The organism is Edwardsiella sp. A.80236 (genome assembly GCF_044540725.1).
Taxonomy (GTDB): Bacteria; Pseudomonadota; Gammaproteobacteria; order Enterobacterales; family Enterobacteriaceae; genus Edwardsiella; species Edwardsiella tarda.
On the sequence record NZ_JBIUCY010000003.1, the window covers coordinates 202,722 to 219,466 of the forward strand.

The 16,745-nt window shown below is 58.5% G+C and carries 12 protein-coding genes; 5 read left to right on the forward strand and 7 right to left on the reverse strand.

Going from position 1 to position 16,745, the window contains the following annotated elements; all coding sequences use genetic code 11:
- Positions 1-323: 323 nt before the first annotated feature.
- Entirely contained in the window at positions 324-1,691 is a 1,368-nt protein-coding gene (locus ACEQFP_RS04805; RefSeq protein WP_005293598.1) for an L-serine ammonia-lyase, read from the forward strand.
- 74 nt (positions 1,692-1,765) lie between these two features.
- On the opposite strand, the gene phsC is transcribed toward ACEQFP_RS04805, so the two are convergent.
- The 3 genes from phsC to phsA are packed head-to-tail and all read right to left on the reverse strand — an operon-like array spanning position 1,766 to position 5,401.
- Positions 1,766-2,539 carry a thiosulfate reductase cytochrome B subunit gene (phsC, locus tag ACEQFP_RS04810; RefSeq protein ID WP_035600326.1) on the reverse strand — a complete coding sequence of 258 codons (774 nt, stop codon included), beginning with the start codon at positions 2,537-2,539 and terminating at the stop codon, positions 1,766-1,768.
- Positions 2,536-3,108, reverse strand: coding sequence for a 4Fe-4S dicluster domain-containing protein (locus ACEQFP_RS04815; RefSeq protein WP_005285739.1), 573 nt, complete (start codon positions 3,106-3,108; stop codon positions 2,536-2,538). Before ACEQFP_RS04815 ends, phsC begins: the two co-directional genes overlap by 4 nt.
- 13 nt (positions 3,109-3,121) lie before the next feature.
- A complete protein-coding gene (gene phsA / locus ACEQFP_RS04820; RefSeq protein ID WP_396463948.1) occupies positions 3,122-5,401 on the reverse strand; it encodes a thiosulfate reductase PhsA in 2,280 nt (759 codons plus the stop codon).
- Positions 5,402-7,013: 1,612 nt separating this feature from the next.
- Here phsA and ACEQFP_RS04825 point away from each other — a divergent pair.
- The gene (locus tag ACEQFP_RS04825) at positions 7,014-8,402 is read left to right on the forward strand and encodes a sodium:alanine symporter family protein (protein ID WP_109579096.1); all 1,389 of its coding nucleotides are present in this window, start codon (positions 7,014-7,016) and stop codon (positions 8,400-8,402) included.
- Positions 8,403-8,451: 49 nt separating this feature from the next.
- Here ACEQFP_RS04825 and cobT read toward each other — a convergent pair whose 3' ends face one another.
- Genes cobT through ACEQFP_RS04840 form a run of 3 tightly spaced genes read right to left on the reverse strand, consistent with a single transcriptional unit; the run spans position 8,452 to position 11,612 of the window.
- On the reverse strand, positions 8,452-9,516 hold the full coding sequence (gene cobT, locus ACEQFP_RS04830; RefSeq protein ID WP_047059950.1) for a nicotinate-nucleotide--dimethylbenzimidazole phosphoribosyltransferase: 1,065 nt from the start codon (positions 9,514-9,516) through the stop codon (positions 8,452-8,454).
- A 12-nt stretch (positions 9,517-9,528) separates the two neighbouring features.
- Entirely contained in the window at positions 9,529-10,080 is a 552-nt protein-coding gene (cobU, locus tag ACEQFP_RS04835; RefSeq protein WP_370546772.1) for a bifunctional adenosylcobinamide kinase/adenosylcobinamide-phosphate guanylyltransferase, read from the reverse strand.
- Entirely contained in the window at positions 10,068-11,612 is a 1,545-nt protein-coding gene (locus ACEQFP_RS04840; protein ID WP_370546773.1) for a cobyric acid synthase, read from the reverse strand. Before ACEQFP_RS04840 ends, cobU begins: the two co-directional genes overlap by 13 nt.
- Before the next feature lie 423 nt (positions 11,613-12,035).
- Here ACEQFP_RS04840 and cobD point away from each other — a divergent pair, with 423 nt between their 5' ends.
- The 3 genes from cobD to ACEQFP_RS04855 all read left to right on the forward strand — a co-directional run bounded on the left by cobD (position 12,036) and on the right by ACEQFP_RS04855 (position 15,483).
- Positions 12,036-13,109, forward strand: coding sequence for a threonine-phosphate decarboxylase CobD (gene cobD / locus ACEQFP_RS04845; RefSeq protein ID WP_370546774.1), 1,074 nt, complete (start codon positions 12,036-12,038; stop codon positions 13,107-13,109).
- A 424-nt stretch (positions 13,110-13,533) separates the two neighbouring features.
- Positions 13,534-14,946, forward strand: coding sequence for a pyruvate kinase PykF (pykF, locus tag ACEQFP_RS04850; RefSeq protein ID WP_005293485.1), 1,413 nt, complete (start codon positions 13,534-13,536; stop codon positions 14,944-14,946).
- 300 nt (positions 14,947-15,246) lie between these two features.
- Positions 15,247-15,483, forward strand: a complete 237-nt coding sequence (locus ACEQFP_RS04855) for a major outer membrane lipoprotein (protein WP_005285548.1) — start codon at positions 15,247-15,249, stop codon at positions 15,481-15,483.
- A gap of 155 nt (positions 15,484-15,638) precedes the next feature.
- On the opposite strand, the gene ACEQFP_RS04860 is transcribed toward ACEQFP_RS04855, so the two are convergent.
- Positions 15,639-16,652: a L,D-transpeptidase family protein gene (locus ACEQFP_RS04860; protein WP_005285545.1), complete on the reverse strand. Its 1,014-nt coding sequence runs from the start codon at positions 16,650-16,652 to the stop codon at positions 15,639-15,641.
- Positions 16,653-16,745 lie beyond the last annotated feature (93 nt).

Genomic DNA, 16,745 nt, shown 5'->3' on the forward strand with positions numbered 1-16,745 from the left:
ATCTAGCATTATCGACGGCGTATGCGGCTAGCAACGACGATCATCGTCGGAGGTGTGAGCTAATGAGGGCGGATTAATCGGCTTTTCCCGCCAACCGCACGCCGCTGGCACAATTGCGCGTGCGTCGGCAGAGAAGTTCGGGTATTGTTGGCGCCCCCGCTGAACAGGGGGCATTTAGCATGAAATAAAATAATGCGAATGACGATAACCAGACGCGCCGAACCTCGTCAATGGCAAGGCGCGTCCCGTGCCGAGAGTGTGACTCTCGCGCGCGCCGAATTGACACCAGCAGCATGAGACATTGCCTCTTTAAGGAGCTTAGCGTGATTAGCGTTTTCGACATGTTCAAGATCGGTATTGGCCCGTCGAGTTCCCATACGGTTGGACCGATGAAGGCCGGAAAACAGTTCGTCGATGACTTGACGGCGCAAGGGTTGCTACCGTCGGTCACGCGTGTGGCCGTCGACGTCTACGGTTCGTTGTCCCTGACCGGTAAAGGCCACCATACCGATATCGCCATCATAATGGGGTTGGCCGGCAACCTGCCCGACAGCGTCGACATCGATGCCATCCCGGCCTTCATCCGTCAGGTGGAGCAACGCGAACGCTTACCGCTCGGCCCGCAGGGGCATGAGGTCGCCTTCCCGCACGATAGCGGCATGGTGTTCCGCAGCGACAATCTGCCGTTACACGAGAACGGCATGACCATCAACGCCTACGGCGCGGATGATAGCCTGCTGTATAGCAAGACCTACTACTCCATCGGCGGCGGTTTCATCGTCGATGCCGAACATTTTGGTCAAGAGAGCGGTGAATCCCTTTGCGTCCCCTATCCGTTCCACTCCGCCCAAGCCTTACTGGATCACTGCCGTGAGACTGGCCTCTCCCTCAGCGGACTGGTGATGAAGAACGAGTTGGCGTTACACAGTAAAGAAGAGATCTACGCCTACTTCACCGCTATCTGGGATACCATGCAAGCCTGTATCGAGCGTGGCTTGAACACCGAGGGTGTCCTGCCGGGGCCGCTGCGTGTACCGCGCCGCGCCGCCGCCTTGCGCCGCATGCTGGTTACCAGCGACAAGTACAACCGCGATCCGATGAACGTCATCGATTGGGTCAATATGTTTGCCCTGGCGGTCAACGAGGAGAACGCCGCCGGTGGCCGCGTGGTCACCGCGCCAACCAACGGTGCCTGCGGTATCGTCCCGGCGGTGCTGGCGTACTACAACCACTTCATCGAGCCGGTCTCACCGGACATCTTCGTGCGCTATTTCCTCGCCAGCGGTGCCATCGGCACCCTGTATAAGATGAATGCGTCCATCTCCGGCGCCGAAGTTGGTTGCCAGGGCGAAGTCGGCGTCGCCTGCTCGATGGCGGCCGCCGGACTCGCCGAGCTACTGGGCGGCAGCCCGGTACAGGTCTGCATCGCCGCCGAGATCGGGATGGAGCATAACCTGGGGCTGACCTGCGATCCGGTGGCGGGCCAGGTGCAAGTGCCCTGCATCGAGCGTAACGCTATCGCCTCGGTGAAGGCGATCAACGCCGCACGTATGGCGCTGCAACGCACCTCCGAACCACGCGTCTCACTGGATAAGGTGATCGAGACCATGTATGAGACGGGCAAGGACATCAACGCCAAATACCGCGAGACCTCGCAGGGTGGCTTGGCGATCAAGGTTCAGTGCAGCTGATATCACCGCCGACGGTGTAATCGCGGAAACGGGGGCCGAGGCCCCCGTTTTTATCGGACAAGGGATGAGGCACATTAGCCGCGTGGTGGCGTCTCGCTCGCGACATCATGCTGCCGATGACGGTGATAGCCATCCAGCATACTGCGGAAGATCTGCCCCGGGGTATCCCCGAGGGTACACAGGTAGATATGGGCGCACAGGAAGAGTAACCCCACCAGCGCCAACGCCAGGTGCAAGGTCAACATCAACGGGCCATAACCGGCGATCACCTGCGGATAGAGGCACAACAGACCGCTGACGATCAACAGCGGCAGCAACGCATACATGATGGCCAGATAGGCCAACTGCTGTAACGGGTTGAATTTGCTCTGCGCATCGGCGACGAAAGGATGCGCCTCCCCCTTCATGATACCGAACAGGTAATAACGAGCCTGACGCACACAGCGCGCCAGCAAGCCGCGCCAACGCACCCGATAGTGACGGCCATTCCCCGTCAGCAGATTAATCAGCAGATAGCCCAGCCAGGCGACAATCAGCACATAGCCACACAGGGTATGTAACGCGACCCATAGCCCTACCGGCCCGACGCTAAAGTGGCCGCCGATCCCACTCAGCAGCAACAGGACAAACAGCAACGCATTGCTCCAGTGCCAACCGCGTACCGCCGCCGAATAGAGATACAGGCGGCTCGACTCGCCGCCAGCCACGCGCGGCGCCAGGGCATAACGCAATGCGGCGTGTAACGCGACCCCCACCAACAACGCCGCCAGCAGTAATGCCGCCAACACCAGCCACTGCGGCCAATAGTCTGGCGCATAATTCAGTTCCGCTCCCCAGATGCTATTCATGCTTGCTCCTCCCGATGGATCTCTTTACGGCGATACAGGCTTACCGCACCGCTACGCTTACCCTGCCGCCGATACACCTCCTCTTGGCCGATCCAACTCTGCACTTCGGCCGTATCCAGCCGACCAAAATGCAGGGCATCGGTTGGGCAGACCGCCACACAACCGGGTGGCAGCCCCTCACTGAGCCGACGCTCGGCGCAGAAGTCGCACTTGTCGGCCACCCCGCTGCGTGGATCCAGATAGCGCACGTGGAAAGGACAGGCGGCGACGCAGTAGTCACACCCGATGCAACGGGATTGATCCACCTGCACGATGCCATCCTCATCGCGGAAAGAGGCGCCGGTTGGGCAGACAGCGACACAGGGCGCGGCCTCACAGTGTTGACAGGAGACGCGGATAAAGCGGAAACGTCCCCCCTCCGCCTGATCCGGCCCTTGGATCTGCACCTGAAGGCGGCTAAACCCTTCGGGCACATCGTTTAACACTCGACAGGCGACGGTGCAGGCCTGACAGCCGATACAACGCTTCTCGTCATGCAGCATGACGTAATGGTTGGCATTCTGATTCATCGATCAACTCCTTTCAGGCTCGGCTCAGGTTTACGCCAGAGGTATGGACCACGGTGCCCGACACCGGGCTGATCACATGCGGCAGCAAGTTGCCACAGTGAATACCATGACTCGTCGCCGCCGTCCGCGCGCCAGCCTTGGCGCCAAACCCCATATAGACGAACAGCGTGTCGGGACGAATGGCGGGAGTCACTAACGCACGTCCCCGCTCCTTGCCTGTCTCGTTCTCCAGCCAGACCATATCGCCATTGCGAATGCCACGCGCCTGCGCGGTCTGCGGATGGATCCATACCGCGTTATCCCACATCAGCGCGCTCAGCTGTGGCACATACTGCGTGGCGCCATTGGTATGTACCGCCACTTTGCCTTGGATGAAGTAGAGCTGTTCGGGGCGCTTTAAGGGCATATCGCGGAAGCGGGGCACGCCATAGCCGGGTAACTTCTCCTCTAATGCCGCCGAATAGAGTTCGATGCGCCCGCTGGGCGACTTGAAGCGCACGGCGCCGCTCAGCGTACCATCGCTTTCAACCTGCGCCGCGGCCTTGGGGTAACGCGCCACAAACTGACGTACCGACTCCGGTTCACGCAGCAGTAACGGCACTCCCCAACTGAGATAGCCCCGACTACGTAAATCGCGATACAACGCCTGATCGCCCCCCAATTGGAACAGTTGCCGAGTCTGCATATCCTCCCAAGGATAGTATTGAGCCAGACCCAGCTCCGCCGCCAACTCCTTCCAAATCTGCCAACTGGGGCGCGCCTCCCCGATCGGTGCTACCACCTGCTGACGCAAGGCATAGGCCGGGTTGGCGCCAGAGACATCACTGATCTCCTCATCCCGCTCCAAGTAGGTGCATTCCGGTAGCAAGTAGTCGGCATAGGCGGCGCTCTCGCTCAAATAGACGTCGCAGCTGACGATCAGATCCAACTGCTGCGCCGTCTGCTCCAATTCGGCACGGCAGGTCACCGTCTGGAACGGGTTATGGCGCGACATGATCCACCCCTTGATCGGGTAAGGCGTCTGCCTCAAGGTCGCGTCGATGATGCTCTGCACCACGCCACCGCTGGCGGCGATATAGCTAAACTGCGCGGCCGTCGCATCGATACGCGCCGCCGAGATCGCCGGCATCCCCTTGACGCCCGGCTTGGCCAACGGCGCCACCACCGTCTCACCGGCAAATTTGTTATAGGCCGCCGCCCCCTTCTTCTGGAATAGCCCCCCCCGACGTTCGATGTTGCCCAGCAGGGCATTCAGGGCGAAGATCATCCGGCGCATGTCGATTTCCTGCTGGGAATAGGTGGCACGGTGCCCAGGGTTGACGATGGCGTGCGGCGCACACGCCGCCAGTTCCCGGGTAACCCGCACGATGACCTCGGCCGGCACATCGGCATGTTGTTGTGCCCACGCCGGCGTGGTCTCGCTCACTGCCTGCGCCAATTGATCGAATCCCTCGGTATAACGCTCGACGAAGGCCACATCGTAAAGACGTTCGGCGATCATCACGTGGCACATCGCCAGGAGTACCGGCAGATCGCCGCCGGGACGAATGGCGTGCCACTCGTCGGCCTTGCTGGAGAACACCGACATGCGGGGATCAAAGCTGACCACCTTCGCCCCCTGCTCCTGCGCCGTCATCATCTCATGCGTATCGGCGACTTCGATCCCCTCATAAAGGTTATGGCCAAAGGCCACCATATAACGGGTATGAGCGATATCCATCATCAGATCGCCTCCCATCATCACCTTCGCGGCGATGGACTTGCCCGCCGGGCAGGTTGAGGCGTGCGTAAAGGTATTCGGCGAACCGAAGGCGGCGGCCAGATGGAACAGATGTCCCGATAGTGAGCCAGACTTCGATGAAAACGCCAGACTCTGCGCGCCATGCTGCGCCTTAATGGCGTTCATCTTCGCGGCGATCTCGGTGTAGGCCTGTTGCCAACTGATCACCTGCCAATGCCCACTGCCACGCGGACCGCTACGCTTCATCGGCTTGACGATACGTTGCGGATCATTAACTAGGCTCACCCCACTCCCCCCACGGGCACAGATACGACTGCCCTGATGCGCTGCCGCAGGATTCCCCTGGATGAAGACCGTACGTTGATCGATCACTTGCGCCTGGATTGGACACCGGAATGAACACATCTCACAGAGACTGGGGGTTAACGTGGTCTTACCCGTCAAGCCATCGGCAGGATTTAATGCCAAGGCACCGGGAGGAAAACTCGTTAAGGCATATCCGCTACAGCCTACACCAATAGTTTTTAAAAAAGCACGACGACTGATGCTCATATAATCTCCTTTTTATTATATATATTGATTATAGAGAGATTAGCAGGCTATTTTTTGAAGCTACCAACAAATAAAGACACAACAACAAATAACAAGCCAAGAATGATCGCCGAGATGTTCATTAAATGTAATTATGGTGTATTGATTTGTGTTGCAGCCATTGAGATAATCAAAAACGGCTAACAAGAGCGGGCGATTCATTAGAGAAATAATAAAGAAAGCATTACTCTATTTTATTTGCTCATTTCACTCCCCGCATAAAAAACCCGGTATTCACCTGAGCGGCAGACCGGTGCATGATCACGTGATACCAGCAAGCCTCATCCCCCTGATCACCCAGCGTGCCCAATGGCAACCCAGCGAACATCCAAACCTAATGCGAAATAAAAAACCAATAAGCGGACTAAAAACGCGTTATCACACCAACTGACAAGCGATCCTTATCCATCCTAACTAGAGAACAGCCAAGATTTATTTTTGGCATATTCACATTATCTCTCGCCCATACGCTAATAATAGGCATCGCATTGACTCCCATTATTTATGGCATATACCCAAAATCCACGATCACCTATTCGCTTCGCCCTACGGATAAAGGCTCGGGGTGATCACGCCGCCCATTCGCCAAACATATTTATGGCATATTCACAAAACTATTCACCGACTCACGCCGCCCCGCCTATTTCCTTCTGGTGCGAAGACAGCCTATCCTCACGACGGGATAAGACAACCCACCGCGCCCTCCTTTTTCGTCACCCGCGAGGAGCATACTCTTAACGGGGCTATGCGGGCCCTTGGCGTCGGGGAGAGGCCGCCATGGTACGACCTCGTGAGGGTGAGGATCTCTGCAGAGTCCTCCTGTGGCCGCCAACCTGTCGCTGGCCTACTCACGTTTAGCACGGGATATCCGATGACATCGTCGACGCTAACAACGTTAAAATGGCCCTCGCATCCGGCACACTCCGCGTCCACATTATCCCCTTATTCGACCGTCCGTCATCAAGGAATAAAATAGATCTCTCGATTAACGCATAAAATAACCTGCCCGCGCGTCAGTCATATCATCCGGCGTTGCCATCAGCGTACTCGTTATAGGAGGCGTTCGACGCGAAAGAGATAACAGGAGAACACGCATCATAAAAAATGTGGCTAACGATGCATGCGATAAATAAGGGGGATGACAATGGCCATCATCGTCAAACAGCGCCAGGTGGCGATACCGATCCGTACAGATATTGATAATAATGACAGGCGGTGGTGAATTTATCACTCTAAGCCGGCATCACGCCCCAAGGCCTGCGGAGATGAGCACGCCGGCACCCGCGTATCACGTGACGGCGTGAATCGCATACCAAGATTAAATAAGTTTATATTTATCTCGCTGGACAAGCGCCGCTTTACGCGTATCCGCACCACTGACATCTCGACAATCCTTGAGAATATGAAAGCGATCACATCGCCCCCGGCGAGGGTGAATTAGGGTGAACGAATTCCCACGCGATCCTGTTTATCTATTCATCCATATCGTTGGCTAGTTATTCATAAGAGCAGCTGTCATATCAAATAACATTATCTCAAAGAATATATCACTAGCACGTTCAGGGAGCCTGATATGCATACGCTGGAGATTATCATTAACACACTCAACCGCATCCTCTGGGACTATTTATTAATCGTCCTACTCTGTGGCATCGGTATTTATTACACCATCCGCCTACGTTTCATTCAAGTCGTACGTTTCAGGGCGGGACTTACCATGCTGCTGCGGGGGGCTACGCTCTCGGGCGAGCGGGCGGGAAAAGAGGGAATGAGTTCGTTCCAGGCCGTTGCCACCGCCGTCGCCGGCCAGGTGGGCACCGGGAATCTGGCCGGTCTGGCCACGGCACTCATCGCCGGTGGGCCTGGCGCGGTACTCTGGATGTGGATCTCCTCATTCCTCGGCATGGCGACCATCTATGGTGAGGCGATCCTCGCGCAGAAATACCGCTCGACCGACCGCCATGGGCAAGCCGTAGGCGGTCCAGCCTACTACATCGAACTGGGCCTACAGCAAAAATGGTTGGCGATCCTCTTTGCCATTCTGCTCATCCTGGCGCTAGGCGTGGTCGGCAACATGGTGCAAGCCAACTCCATCGCCAATGCCTTTTCCCTCTCCTTCGGCGCGGCGCCCTGGCTCGTCGGATTGCTCGTCGCCGGGGCGGCAGGCCTGGTGGTGGTCGGCGGTCTGCACCGCATTGCGGCCTTCACCGAAAAGATGGTTCCGCTCATGGTATTGCTCTACCTCTGTGGCGCGCTCCTGGTACTCCTGCTCAACTACGCCTTCATTCTGGCCGCCTTTAAGCTGATCTTCGTCGCCGCCTTCAACCCCCAGGCGGCGATGGGGGGCGCCATCGGCATCTCGATCCAACAGGCGGCTCGCTTTGGCATCGCCCGAGGGTTATTTTCCAACGAGGCCGGGATGGGTTCGACGCCGCATGCCCACGCGGTGGCCAAGGTTAAGCAAGCGGAGGATCAGGCGTTGATCGCCATGATGGGCGTCTTTATCGACTGCCTGATCATCACCCTTACCGCCCTGGTTATCATCACCGCAGGAATGAAGCTATTAGCCCAGCAGGGGTTACCCCTGGCGGAACTGCTCGCGTTGATGGGGAAAAATGGCACCGGTATCGCCGTGACCCAGTATGCCTACCAGCTGGCATTGGGTCATTTCGGCGGCGCATTTGTCTCCATTTCACTGATGTTTTTCGCGTTCTCCACCATCATCGGCTGGTACTACTACGCCGAAACCAACGTGCGCTATCTGTTTGGCTCATCGCTGGCATTACGCCTATTTCAGGTCTTGGTGATCCTGGCGTTGTTCGCCGCCTCGCAGTTTCAGGTGGAGCTGGTCTGGAATATGGCCGATGCCTTCAATGGGCTAATGGTACTCCCCAACGTGATCGCCTTGGCGATCCTCGCCCCCATTGTCATCGGCTATCGCCGACGGCATCTGACAGGCTGACGCGTTCGCCGGTGTGCCTCTGGCGAGGAGGGCGCCGGCGGTTATGCACTCAATGTGACGGCAACACGATCTGGCTCTGGCTGAGTAACCCCATGCGCTGATAGATGGCGCAGGCGGCCTCGACCAGCGGCATCATCAACGCCGCCCCGCTCCCTTCCCCCAGGCGCATCTCCATCTGCAGATAGGGCGTCAAACCGAGGCCGGCCAACGCCAACGTCGCGCCCTTCTCCGCCGAGTAATGCGAGGGGATCAGGTAGGGATGTACCCCTGGTGCGATGCGGCAGGCAGCCAAGGCGGCGGCATAAGAGAGATAGCCATCGAGGATCAGCGGAATACGCGCGGCCGCCGCGCCGATCATCACTCCTGCCATGCCGACCAGATCATAGCCCCCCAAGGCGGCCAACACCGCCACGCCATCCTGAGCATCGGGCGCATTACGCCGGATCGCCTGCTCTACCACGGCCACCTTATGCTGGAGCCGCGCCGGTGGCAGGTTAGCGCCCAGGCCGACTACCGCTTGCGGGGCATTGTCGGTCAACACGCTGACCAACGCCGCCGCCGGGGTGGTGTTGGCGATCCCCAACTCCCCGATCCCCAATAGGTTCACCCCATCGGCGGCCAGACTCTGCGCCAGACGCGCGCAGCGTACCAATAGCTCCTCGGCCTGCGCCCGTGTCATCGCCGGTCCCTGGGCGATATTGCCACAACCACGCCCCATACGCATGTCGACGGCATGAGGCAATGGATCGGCATCGATGCCCGCATCCACTAATGTCACCGCCGCGCCAGCCTGTTGCGCCAGCACACAAACCCCGGTGATCCCTTGCGCCATGTTCCCCGCTTGAATGGCGGTCACCGCCTGTGGTGTGATGGCCACGCCTTCGTGATACACCCCATGATCGGCGGCAACCACCACGATCTGCTTCTTACCGATCGCCAACGGTCGCTCGGCGAAGATGCCCGCCAGTTGGATCGAGAGCTGCTCCAAGCGTCCCAGGCTACCGGGCGGCTTCAATAGGCTATCTTGGTGCTGGCGAGCCCGTCGTTGGGCCTCCGTATCTAAGGGACGGATCGTGGCGATGATCTGCGCCAGCGTCTCGGCATACTGCGTCATGCGTTTTCCTCGTTAACCTTTAATCTTCATTTCGATACCGCTCACCACCAGGTACACCTGCCGAGCGTCGGCCGCCAAACGCTGGTTAACCCGCCCGGCGATATCGCGAAAACGACGCGCCAGCAGATGTTCTGGCACGATCCCCATCCCCACCTCATTGGTCACCACATAGACCGGGCAGGCGCTGTGACGGCAAGCCTCCGCCAACGCCGTGAGCTGGCGCTGGATCGAGGCTTCTAATGCGGTGAAATCCATCGCCTCTGGGGCAGCGGTTCCCGCCTCGGCAAACAAGAGGTTGGTGATCAGCGTGGTCACACACTCCAGCATGATGGCGTCACACTGTGGCGCCTCACGGGCGATCACCCGATCCAGTTGCGTAAACCCTTCATATGTAAGCCAACTGGCCGGGCGTGCCGCGCGATGATGCGCGATACGCGCCGCCATCTCATCATCCGTCGCCAACGAGGTGGCGATATACAACACCCGTGCGCCATGCGATCCGGCCAGGCGTTCGGCCAACGCACTCTTGCCACTGCGCGCCCCTCCGGTGATCAGCGTGAACATGCGGCCTCCTCGGCATGTTCGCGCATCAGACGATAGATCTGCGGCAGATCCAGATGGCTACGCAGTGCCGCCGCCAAGGCGTCAAACTGGCGCTGGCGCCAGGCGTGATAATCCAGCTCTGCCCCCTCGGCCGGGGCCATTCCCTTCGCTAACCGCAACGCATCGAGCAGATGACGTGTCAGGCGCGGCTCATCGAACAGGCCATGCAGGTAGGTGCCCATCACCAAGCCATCATGACTGATCGCCCCATCCTCCTGCGCGCAAGGCTCACCGTTGCGCTGCCATAGCTGGCAGAATGGCGCGCAGCCAGCCCCACGCTGCGTCGTCCCCATATGGATCTCATAGCCCGTCAGCGCGAGACCGGCACAGTTACCCCACGGACCGGGCAACCCGGCGGCGACGTGTGCCAGTACCTGCGTCGTAGTCTTCTGCTGAGCGAAGCGGGTCTCGCAATCCAGCAGGCCGAGTCCCGGCATCGCCGCCTGCGTCGACTCCACCCCATCGATGATCTGATTCCCCAACATCTGGTAACCGCCACAGATCCCCAAGATCGGCACCCCATCCTGATGGGCGCAAAGCAGCGCATGCGTCAAGCCGCTGTCGTGTAGGTAGCGTAGGTCGGCCAACGTACTCTTGCTGCCCGGCAAGATCAGCAGATCCGGACGCCCGATGGCTTCGGGACGGGTCACGTAACGCAGTGTGACATCCGGTTGGGCATGGAGCGGGGAGAAGTCGGTGAAGTTAGACATATAAGGCAGCTGCAGCACCGCGATGTCCAACGCGCGCGCCGTCTCATCACGATACTTGCCACGCTGCAAGGCGACACCATCCTCATCGTCCAGATCGAGATCCAGCCACGGCACTACCCCCAGCACCGGAACGCCGGTCAGCGCCTCGATCTGGCGCAAGCCTGGCGTCAACAGGCTAACATCGCCACGAAACTTATTGATGATGACACCCTTAACCCGCGCACGCTCCTGCGGCTCAAGCAACGCCAGGGTGCCATAGATAGCGGCGAAGACCCCACCGCGATCGATATCGGCCACCAGCAACACCGGCGCATCGACCTTCTCCGCCATGCCCATATTGACGATGTCGCGATCACGCAGATTGATCTCCGCCGGGCTGCCCGCCCCCTCAAGCACCATGATATCGACCTGGGCCGCCAACTGGTGATAAACCTCCGCGACCTGCTCCAGCAGTTGCGGCTTATACTGGTGGTAATGTACGGCATCCATATCCTGCAACACCTGGCCCATCAGCACTACCTGTGCCTGGCAGTCACTACTCGGCTTGAGTAGGATCGGATTCATGCGCACATCCGGCGCGATGCCAGCCGCCTCGGCCTGCATCATCTGCGCCCGCCCCATCTCACCACCATCGGCGGTAATACCGGAATTCAGCGCCATATTCTGTGACTTGAAGGGGGCGACACGATAGCCATCCTGGGAAAATACCCGACACAGCCCGGCGCAGAGTACGCTCTTGCCCGCATCGGAGGCGGTGCCTTGCACCATAATTGATAGGGTCATAGCCCCTCCATTGTTATCATTGACTCACCGCGCTAGCATCCAGGCGCGTTTGGGAAGCCTACGCTGGCGCGAGACCCTCGGCCCCTCCCCTGCGCGGCGACCAGAGCTCGTTACACGCGCCGCCTATGCGCATTGCTAAAGCGCAGGGGGTCATGGGGACGAGGGGTTGCCACCTTCCCTGCCTGGCTCCGCCCACACGACATGCCTCCACGGCTAAACGGCGGCGACAGCGCGTACACCGAATGAGCCACGGCGCGCTCATACCGGGGAAGCGCTTGCAGGGTGGCGCGCGAAACGGATAAATTACAGCAAAATAATCAAAATAATAGGCTGTGCGCTATCATTCCCCCTATGGGAGACAAACATAGATGCATGGGATGCCCATCTTCGCTATACCACCACAGCCGACCAGGAGCTCACGTTATGTTATCCAGCCTACACGGCGGTGACGTCGTCGCTGTCGCCGAGCGCCTCGGCGTCTCCCCCGATAGCCTCACCGACTTTAGCGCCAATATCAATCCATTAGGCATGCCCGATACACTACGTCAGGCCCTGCACGGCCAGTTGGATCTGGCTCAACCCTATCCAGACATCGACTATCGCGCGCTGCATCGCGCCTTAGCCGCCCACCATCGGTTGGCGCCGGACTGGGTTGTGGCCGGTAACGGCGAGACAGAACTGATCTTTAATCTGGTGGAGGCGTTACAGCCGCGTCAGGCTCTCTTGCTCACCCCAAGTTTCGCCGAGTATCGCCGGGCGTTGCTGCGGTTTGGTTGCACCCTGCGCGATTATACCTTACAAGCCGAGACGGGATTTGCGGTCGATGCGCGTCTACTGGCGGCCATTAGCGCCGATCTCGATTGTGTCTTTCTCTGTACCCCGAACAACCCCACCGGGTTAACCGTGTCGCCCGATCTGCTGTTGGCAGTGGCCGAGCGCTGCCAACAACTCGGCGTACGCCTGATCATCGACGAGGCCTTCTGGGACTTTATCGCCGACGAGCCCGGCGCGATCCCGCTGTTAGCGCGCTTCCCCACCCTCTGCGTGCTACGCTCGCTAACCAAATTCTACGCCATCGCCGGGTTGCGCCTCGGTTACCTCTTGAGCGCCGACCCGCAGCTGACGGCGCGGCTACGTGTCTTACGGCACCCCTGGAGCATCAACGCCTTCGCCGCCTTGGCGGGCGAACAGGTGCTCAGCGATGATGACTACCGCCGACGCACGCTGGCCTGGTTGGCACAAGAGCGCCCCTGGCTGCAGACGGCCATCCAGGCACTCCCCGATCTGACGGTGTGGCCCGGGCGCGCCAACTACCTGTTGCTACGCTGCGAACGTCCGGCGCTCGATCTGCAGCAGGCGTTATTGGCGCACGGCCTGCTGATCCGTAGCTGCGCCAACTATCCGGGGCTTGATGCCCGCTACTATCGCGTCTGCGTGCGCCTGCGCCACGATAATGCGCGCCTCATTGCCGCCCTACACACTATTTTGGCCTGTTAGGGGGTAGCCCGCCGCCCTGAGCGTGGCTAAGCATGCATTCACGCCACCCTGATTCGACGGATAATTCGGCCAAACACGCTTTGTTGCGCAACAAAAAGCGAATCCGGCCGGCTATTTTTCGCTATTGCGCACTCACTGTCCGAATTCGTTGTCTTTCTTGCGGTTATATACGTATAATGGACGGCGTTAATCTTGTTGAATGGTTTCAGCCCTTGATTCGTCGCAGCGCCTATTACACTACAACGCGGCCTCCGCGCTTATCATCCCTCCTCGGGCATGCATTTTTTACCCCGGCTTCCCGGCTGTCACCTATTCTTCTTAGTAGTCCTATTTTCGCACCATCTGTTTTACCCCCTGTCCTCCCGGCCACTGGCTGTGAGCATAAGCGTTTTCCAATCCATCACAACTTGCAGAAATGAATGTCATGAAAAAGACCAAGATCGTATGCACCATCGGTCCGAAGACCGAATCCGAAGAGATGCTGGGTAAGCTGCTGAACGCAGGCATGAACGTTATGCGTCTGAACTTCTCCCACGGTGACTATGAAGAACACGGCCAGCGCATCAAAAACCTGCGCGCTGTCATGGAGAAGACGGGTCAGAAAGCCGCTATCCTGCTGGACACCAAGGGCCCGGAAATCCGTACCATGAAACTGGAAGGCGGCAACGACGTCTCCCTGACCGCCGGCCAGACCTTCACCTTCACCACCGACCAGAGCGTCATCGGTAACAACGAACGCGTCGCCGTCACCTACCCAGGCTTCGCCGCCGACCTGCGCATCGGTAACACCGTACTGGTCGACGATGGCCTGATCGGGATGGAAGTGATCGATGTCAGCGAAAGCACCGTCGTCTGTAAGGTCCTGAACAACGGCGACCTGGGCGAGAACAAAGGTGTCAACCTGCCGGGCGTCTCCATCCAGCTGCCGGCGCTGGCCGAGAAAGACAAGCGTGACCTGGTGTTCGGTTGCGAACAAGGCGTCGACTTCGTCGCGGCCTCCTTCATCCGTAAGCGCGCCGACGTACTGGAGATCCGTGAACATCTGAAAGCCCACGGTGGCGAGCAGATCCAGATCATCTCCAAGATCGAAAACCAGGAAGGTCTGAATAACTTCGACGAAATCCTGGAAGCCTCTGACGGCATCATGGTTGCCCGTGGTGACCTGGGCGTCGAGATCCCGGTAGAAGAGGTTATCTTCGCGCAGAAGATGATGATCGAGAAGTGCAACCGCGCACGTAAAGTGGTCATCACCGCCACCCAGATGCTCGACTCTATGATCAAGAACCCGCGTCCGACCCGTGCGGAAGCCGGTGACGTCGCCAACGCCATCCTGGACGGTACCGACGCGGTCATGCTGTCTGGTGAGAGCGCCAAGGGTAAATACCCGCTGGAAGCCGTCGGCATCATGGCTACCATCTGTGAGCGTACCGACCGCGTCATGCAGAGCCGCATCGATACCCTGCACGACTCACGCAAGCTGCGCATCACCGAAGCCGTCTGCCGCGGCGCGGTCGAAACCGCCGAGAAGCTGGATGCCCCGCTGATCGTCGTCGCGACGGCTGGTGGTAAATCCGCCAAGGCCGTACGTAAGTACTTCCCAGACGCGATGATCCTGGCGTTGACCACCAACCCGGTAACCGCGCGCCAGCTGATCCTGAGCAAAGGCGTCATCCCGATGATGGTGAAAGAGATCGCCTCTACCGACGATTTCTACCGTATCGGTAAAGAGGCTGCGCTGGAAAGCGGCCTGGCTCAGAAAGGCGACGTCGTGGTCATGGTCTCCGGTGCCCTAGTACCGAGCGGCACCACCAACACCGCTTCTGTCCACGTGCTCTAATAGCACAAAAATAATTAATTTCAAGCGCCGCTCTGCGGCGCTTTTTTTATCCTGGTACAACATTTTTATCTCTTGAATTGATATTATTAATAGAATTAACTGAATAGGAAAATAAGAAGAATCCAATAGAAGCAACCTGTTTTGTCTCCCTTTTTTAACCTTCCGGCAAAACAAGGTGGTTCTTTGAGCGAACGATCAAAATAAACCGCTCTGACATGAAAAATTTATTCTCTTTAGAAAATGGTTTGTGTAATACTTGTAACGCTACATGGAGATTAACTCAATCTAGAGGGTTTTATAATGAATCGTACTAAACTGGTACTGGGCGCTGTTATCCTGGGTTCTACTCTGCTGGCTGGCTGCTCTTCTAACGCGAAAATCGATCAGCTGTCTTCTGACGTTCAGACCCTGAACACCAAAGTTGACCAGCTGTCTTCTGACGTGAACGCAATGCGCGCTGACGTTCAGGCTGCTAAAGACGACGCAGCTCGCGCTAACCAGCGTCTGGACAACATGGCTCACGCTTACAAGAAATAAGATTTCTTGAACTGAGCGAAAAAGGCGCACTTCGGTGCGCCTTTTTTATTGCCTCTCGCCCCCCATCCGTAACGCGCTCAGCGCCACGCTACGGGGGAGAACAACATAGCCGAGGTTCCCCTCCCCTAATGTCTCATCGACGCCTTCAGGCCCGCTTAACGCGCCTCAGTCACCACTTCTTGCTGTGCCGCACTGATCGGGGCCGTTGACTGAGCCGGCGCGGCCGCCGTTGATACCGGCGTCGCCGCATGGCTGACCAGTACCGGCATACCTGAACGACGCTGCATCGCCTGATCGAAAGCGGCGCGATCCGTTAATGGGCTGGCGGCGAAGCTCGCCTGAGTACGACTCAGCGCGATCGGCATCGTTTGCGGGTCATCACGTTCGGTGCGTGATAACGGTTGATGTACCTCGACGTAACGCTTGCCATCCGGCTCGACCGCCACCTTCACCGGCTGATTGACAATCTGCACCCGGGTATTACCCGGCACGCTGCGGAATAACGCTTCGATATCGTCAGGGCGTAAGCGAATACAGCCAGAGCTGACGCGCATACCGATGCCGAAGTCGGCATTGGTACCGTGGATCAGATAGACCCCGCCTTGAGCCGCCAGACGCAGCGCGTAGCGCCCCATCGGGTTATCCGGCCCGGCCGGCATTACCGCTGGCAGGGTAATGCCCTGTTCGCGATAGTGACGGCGAATGTTGGCGGTCGGTGTCCAGGTCGGATCCTTGATATGCTGCGACACCCGCGTCACCATCTCCGGTGTGTTGCGCCCCAACTGACCGATACCGATCGGATAGACTTCAACCCGCTCCCCTCCCGGTGGGTAGTAGAACAGACGTAGTTCAGCCAAGTTGATGACGATGCCTTCACGCGGCGCATCCGGCAGCAGCATCTGCGCCGGAATGATCAACTCGCTGCCCGCCTTAGGCAGGAAAGGATCGACGCCGGGATTGGCCTCCATCATCCCCAGCAATCCGATCTGAAAACGCGCGGCGGTCGACTCCAGTGGTTTGCCATCGTGGGGAACGGTATAGGTAAAGTTCTCGCCGATCAGCCGACTCTCCGCTGGAGGCAGGGGGTAATCGGCCGCTTGTGCGGTGCTCCCCGCCGCCATCCATAGCGACAACATCAGGCTGATTGCGGTTAATGCGCGTCTCTTCATGCTGGGTTCCTGAACAATTCAATAAGTCAACGGCGCCGTGACGGTAACCGGCGCCACGCCGTGTGACATAAGTATTAATACTTGTTTACCTAA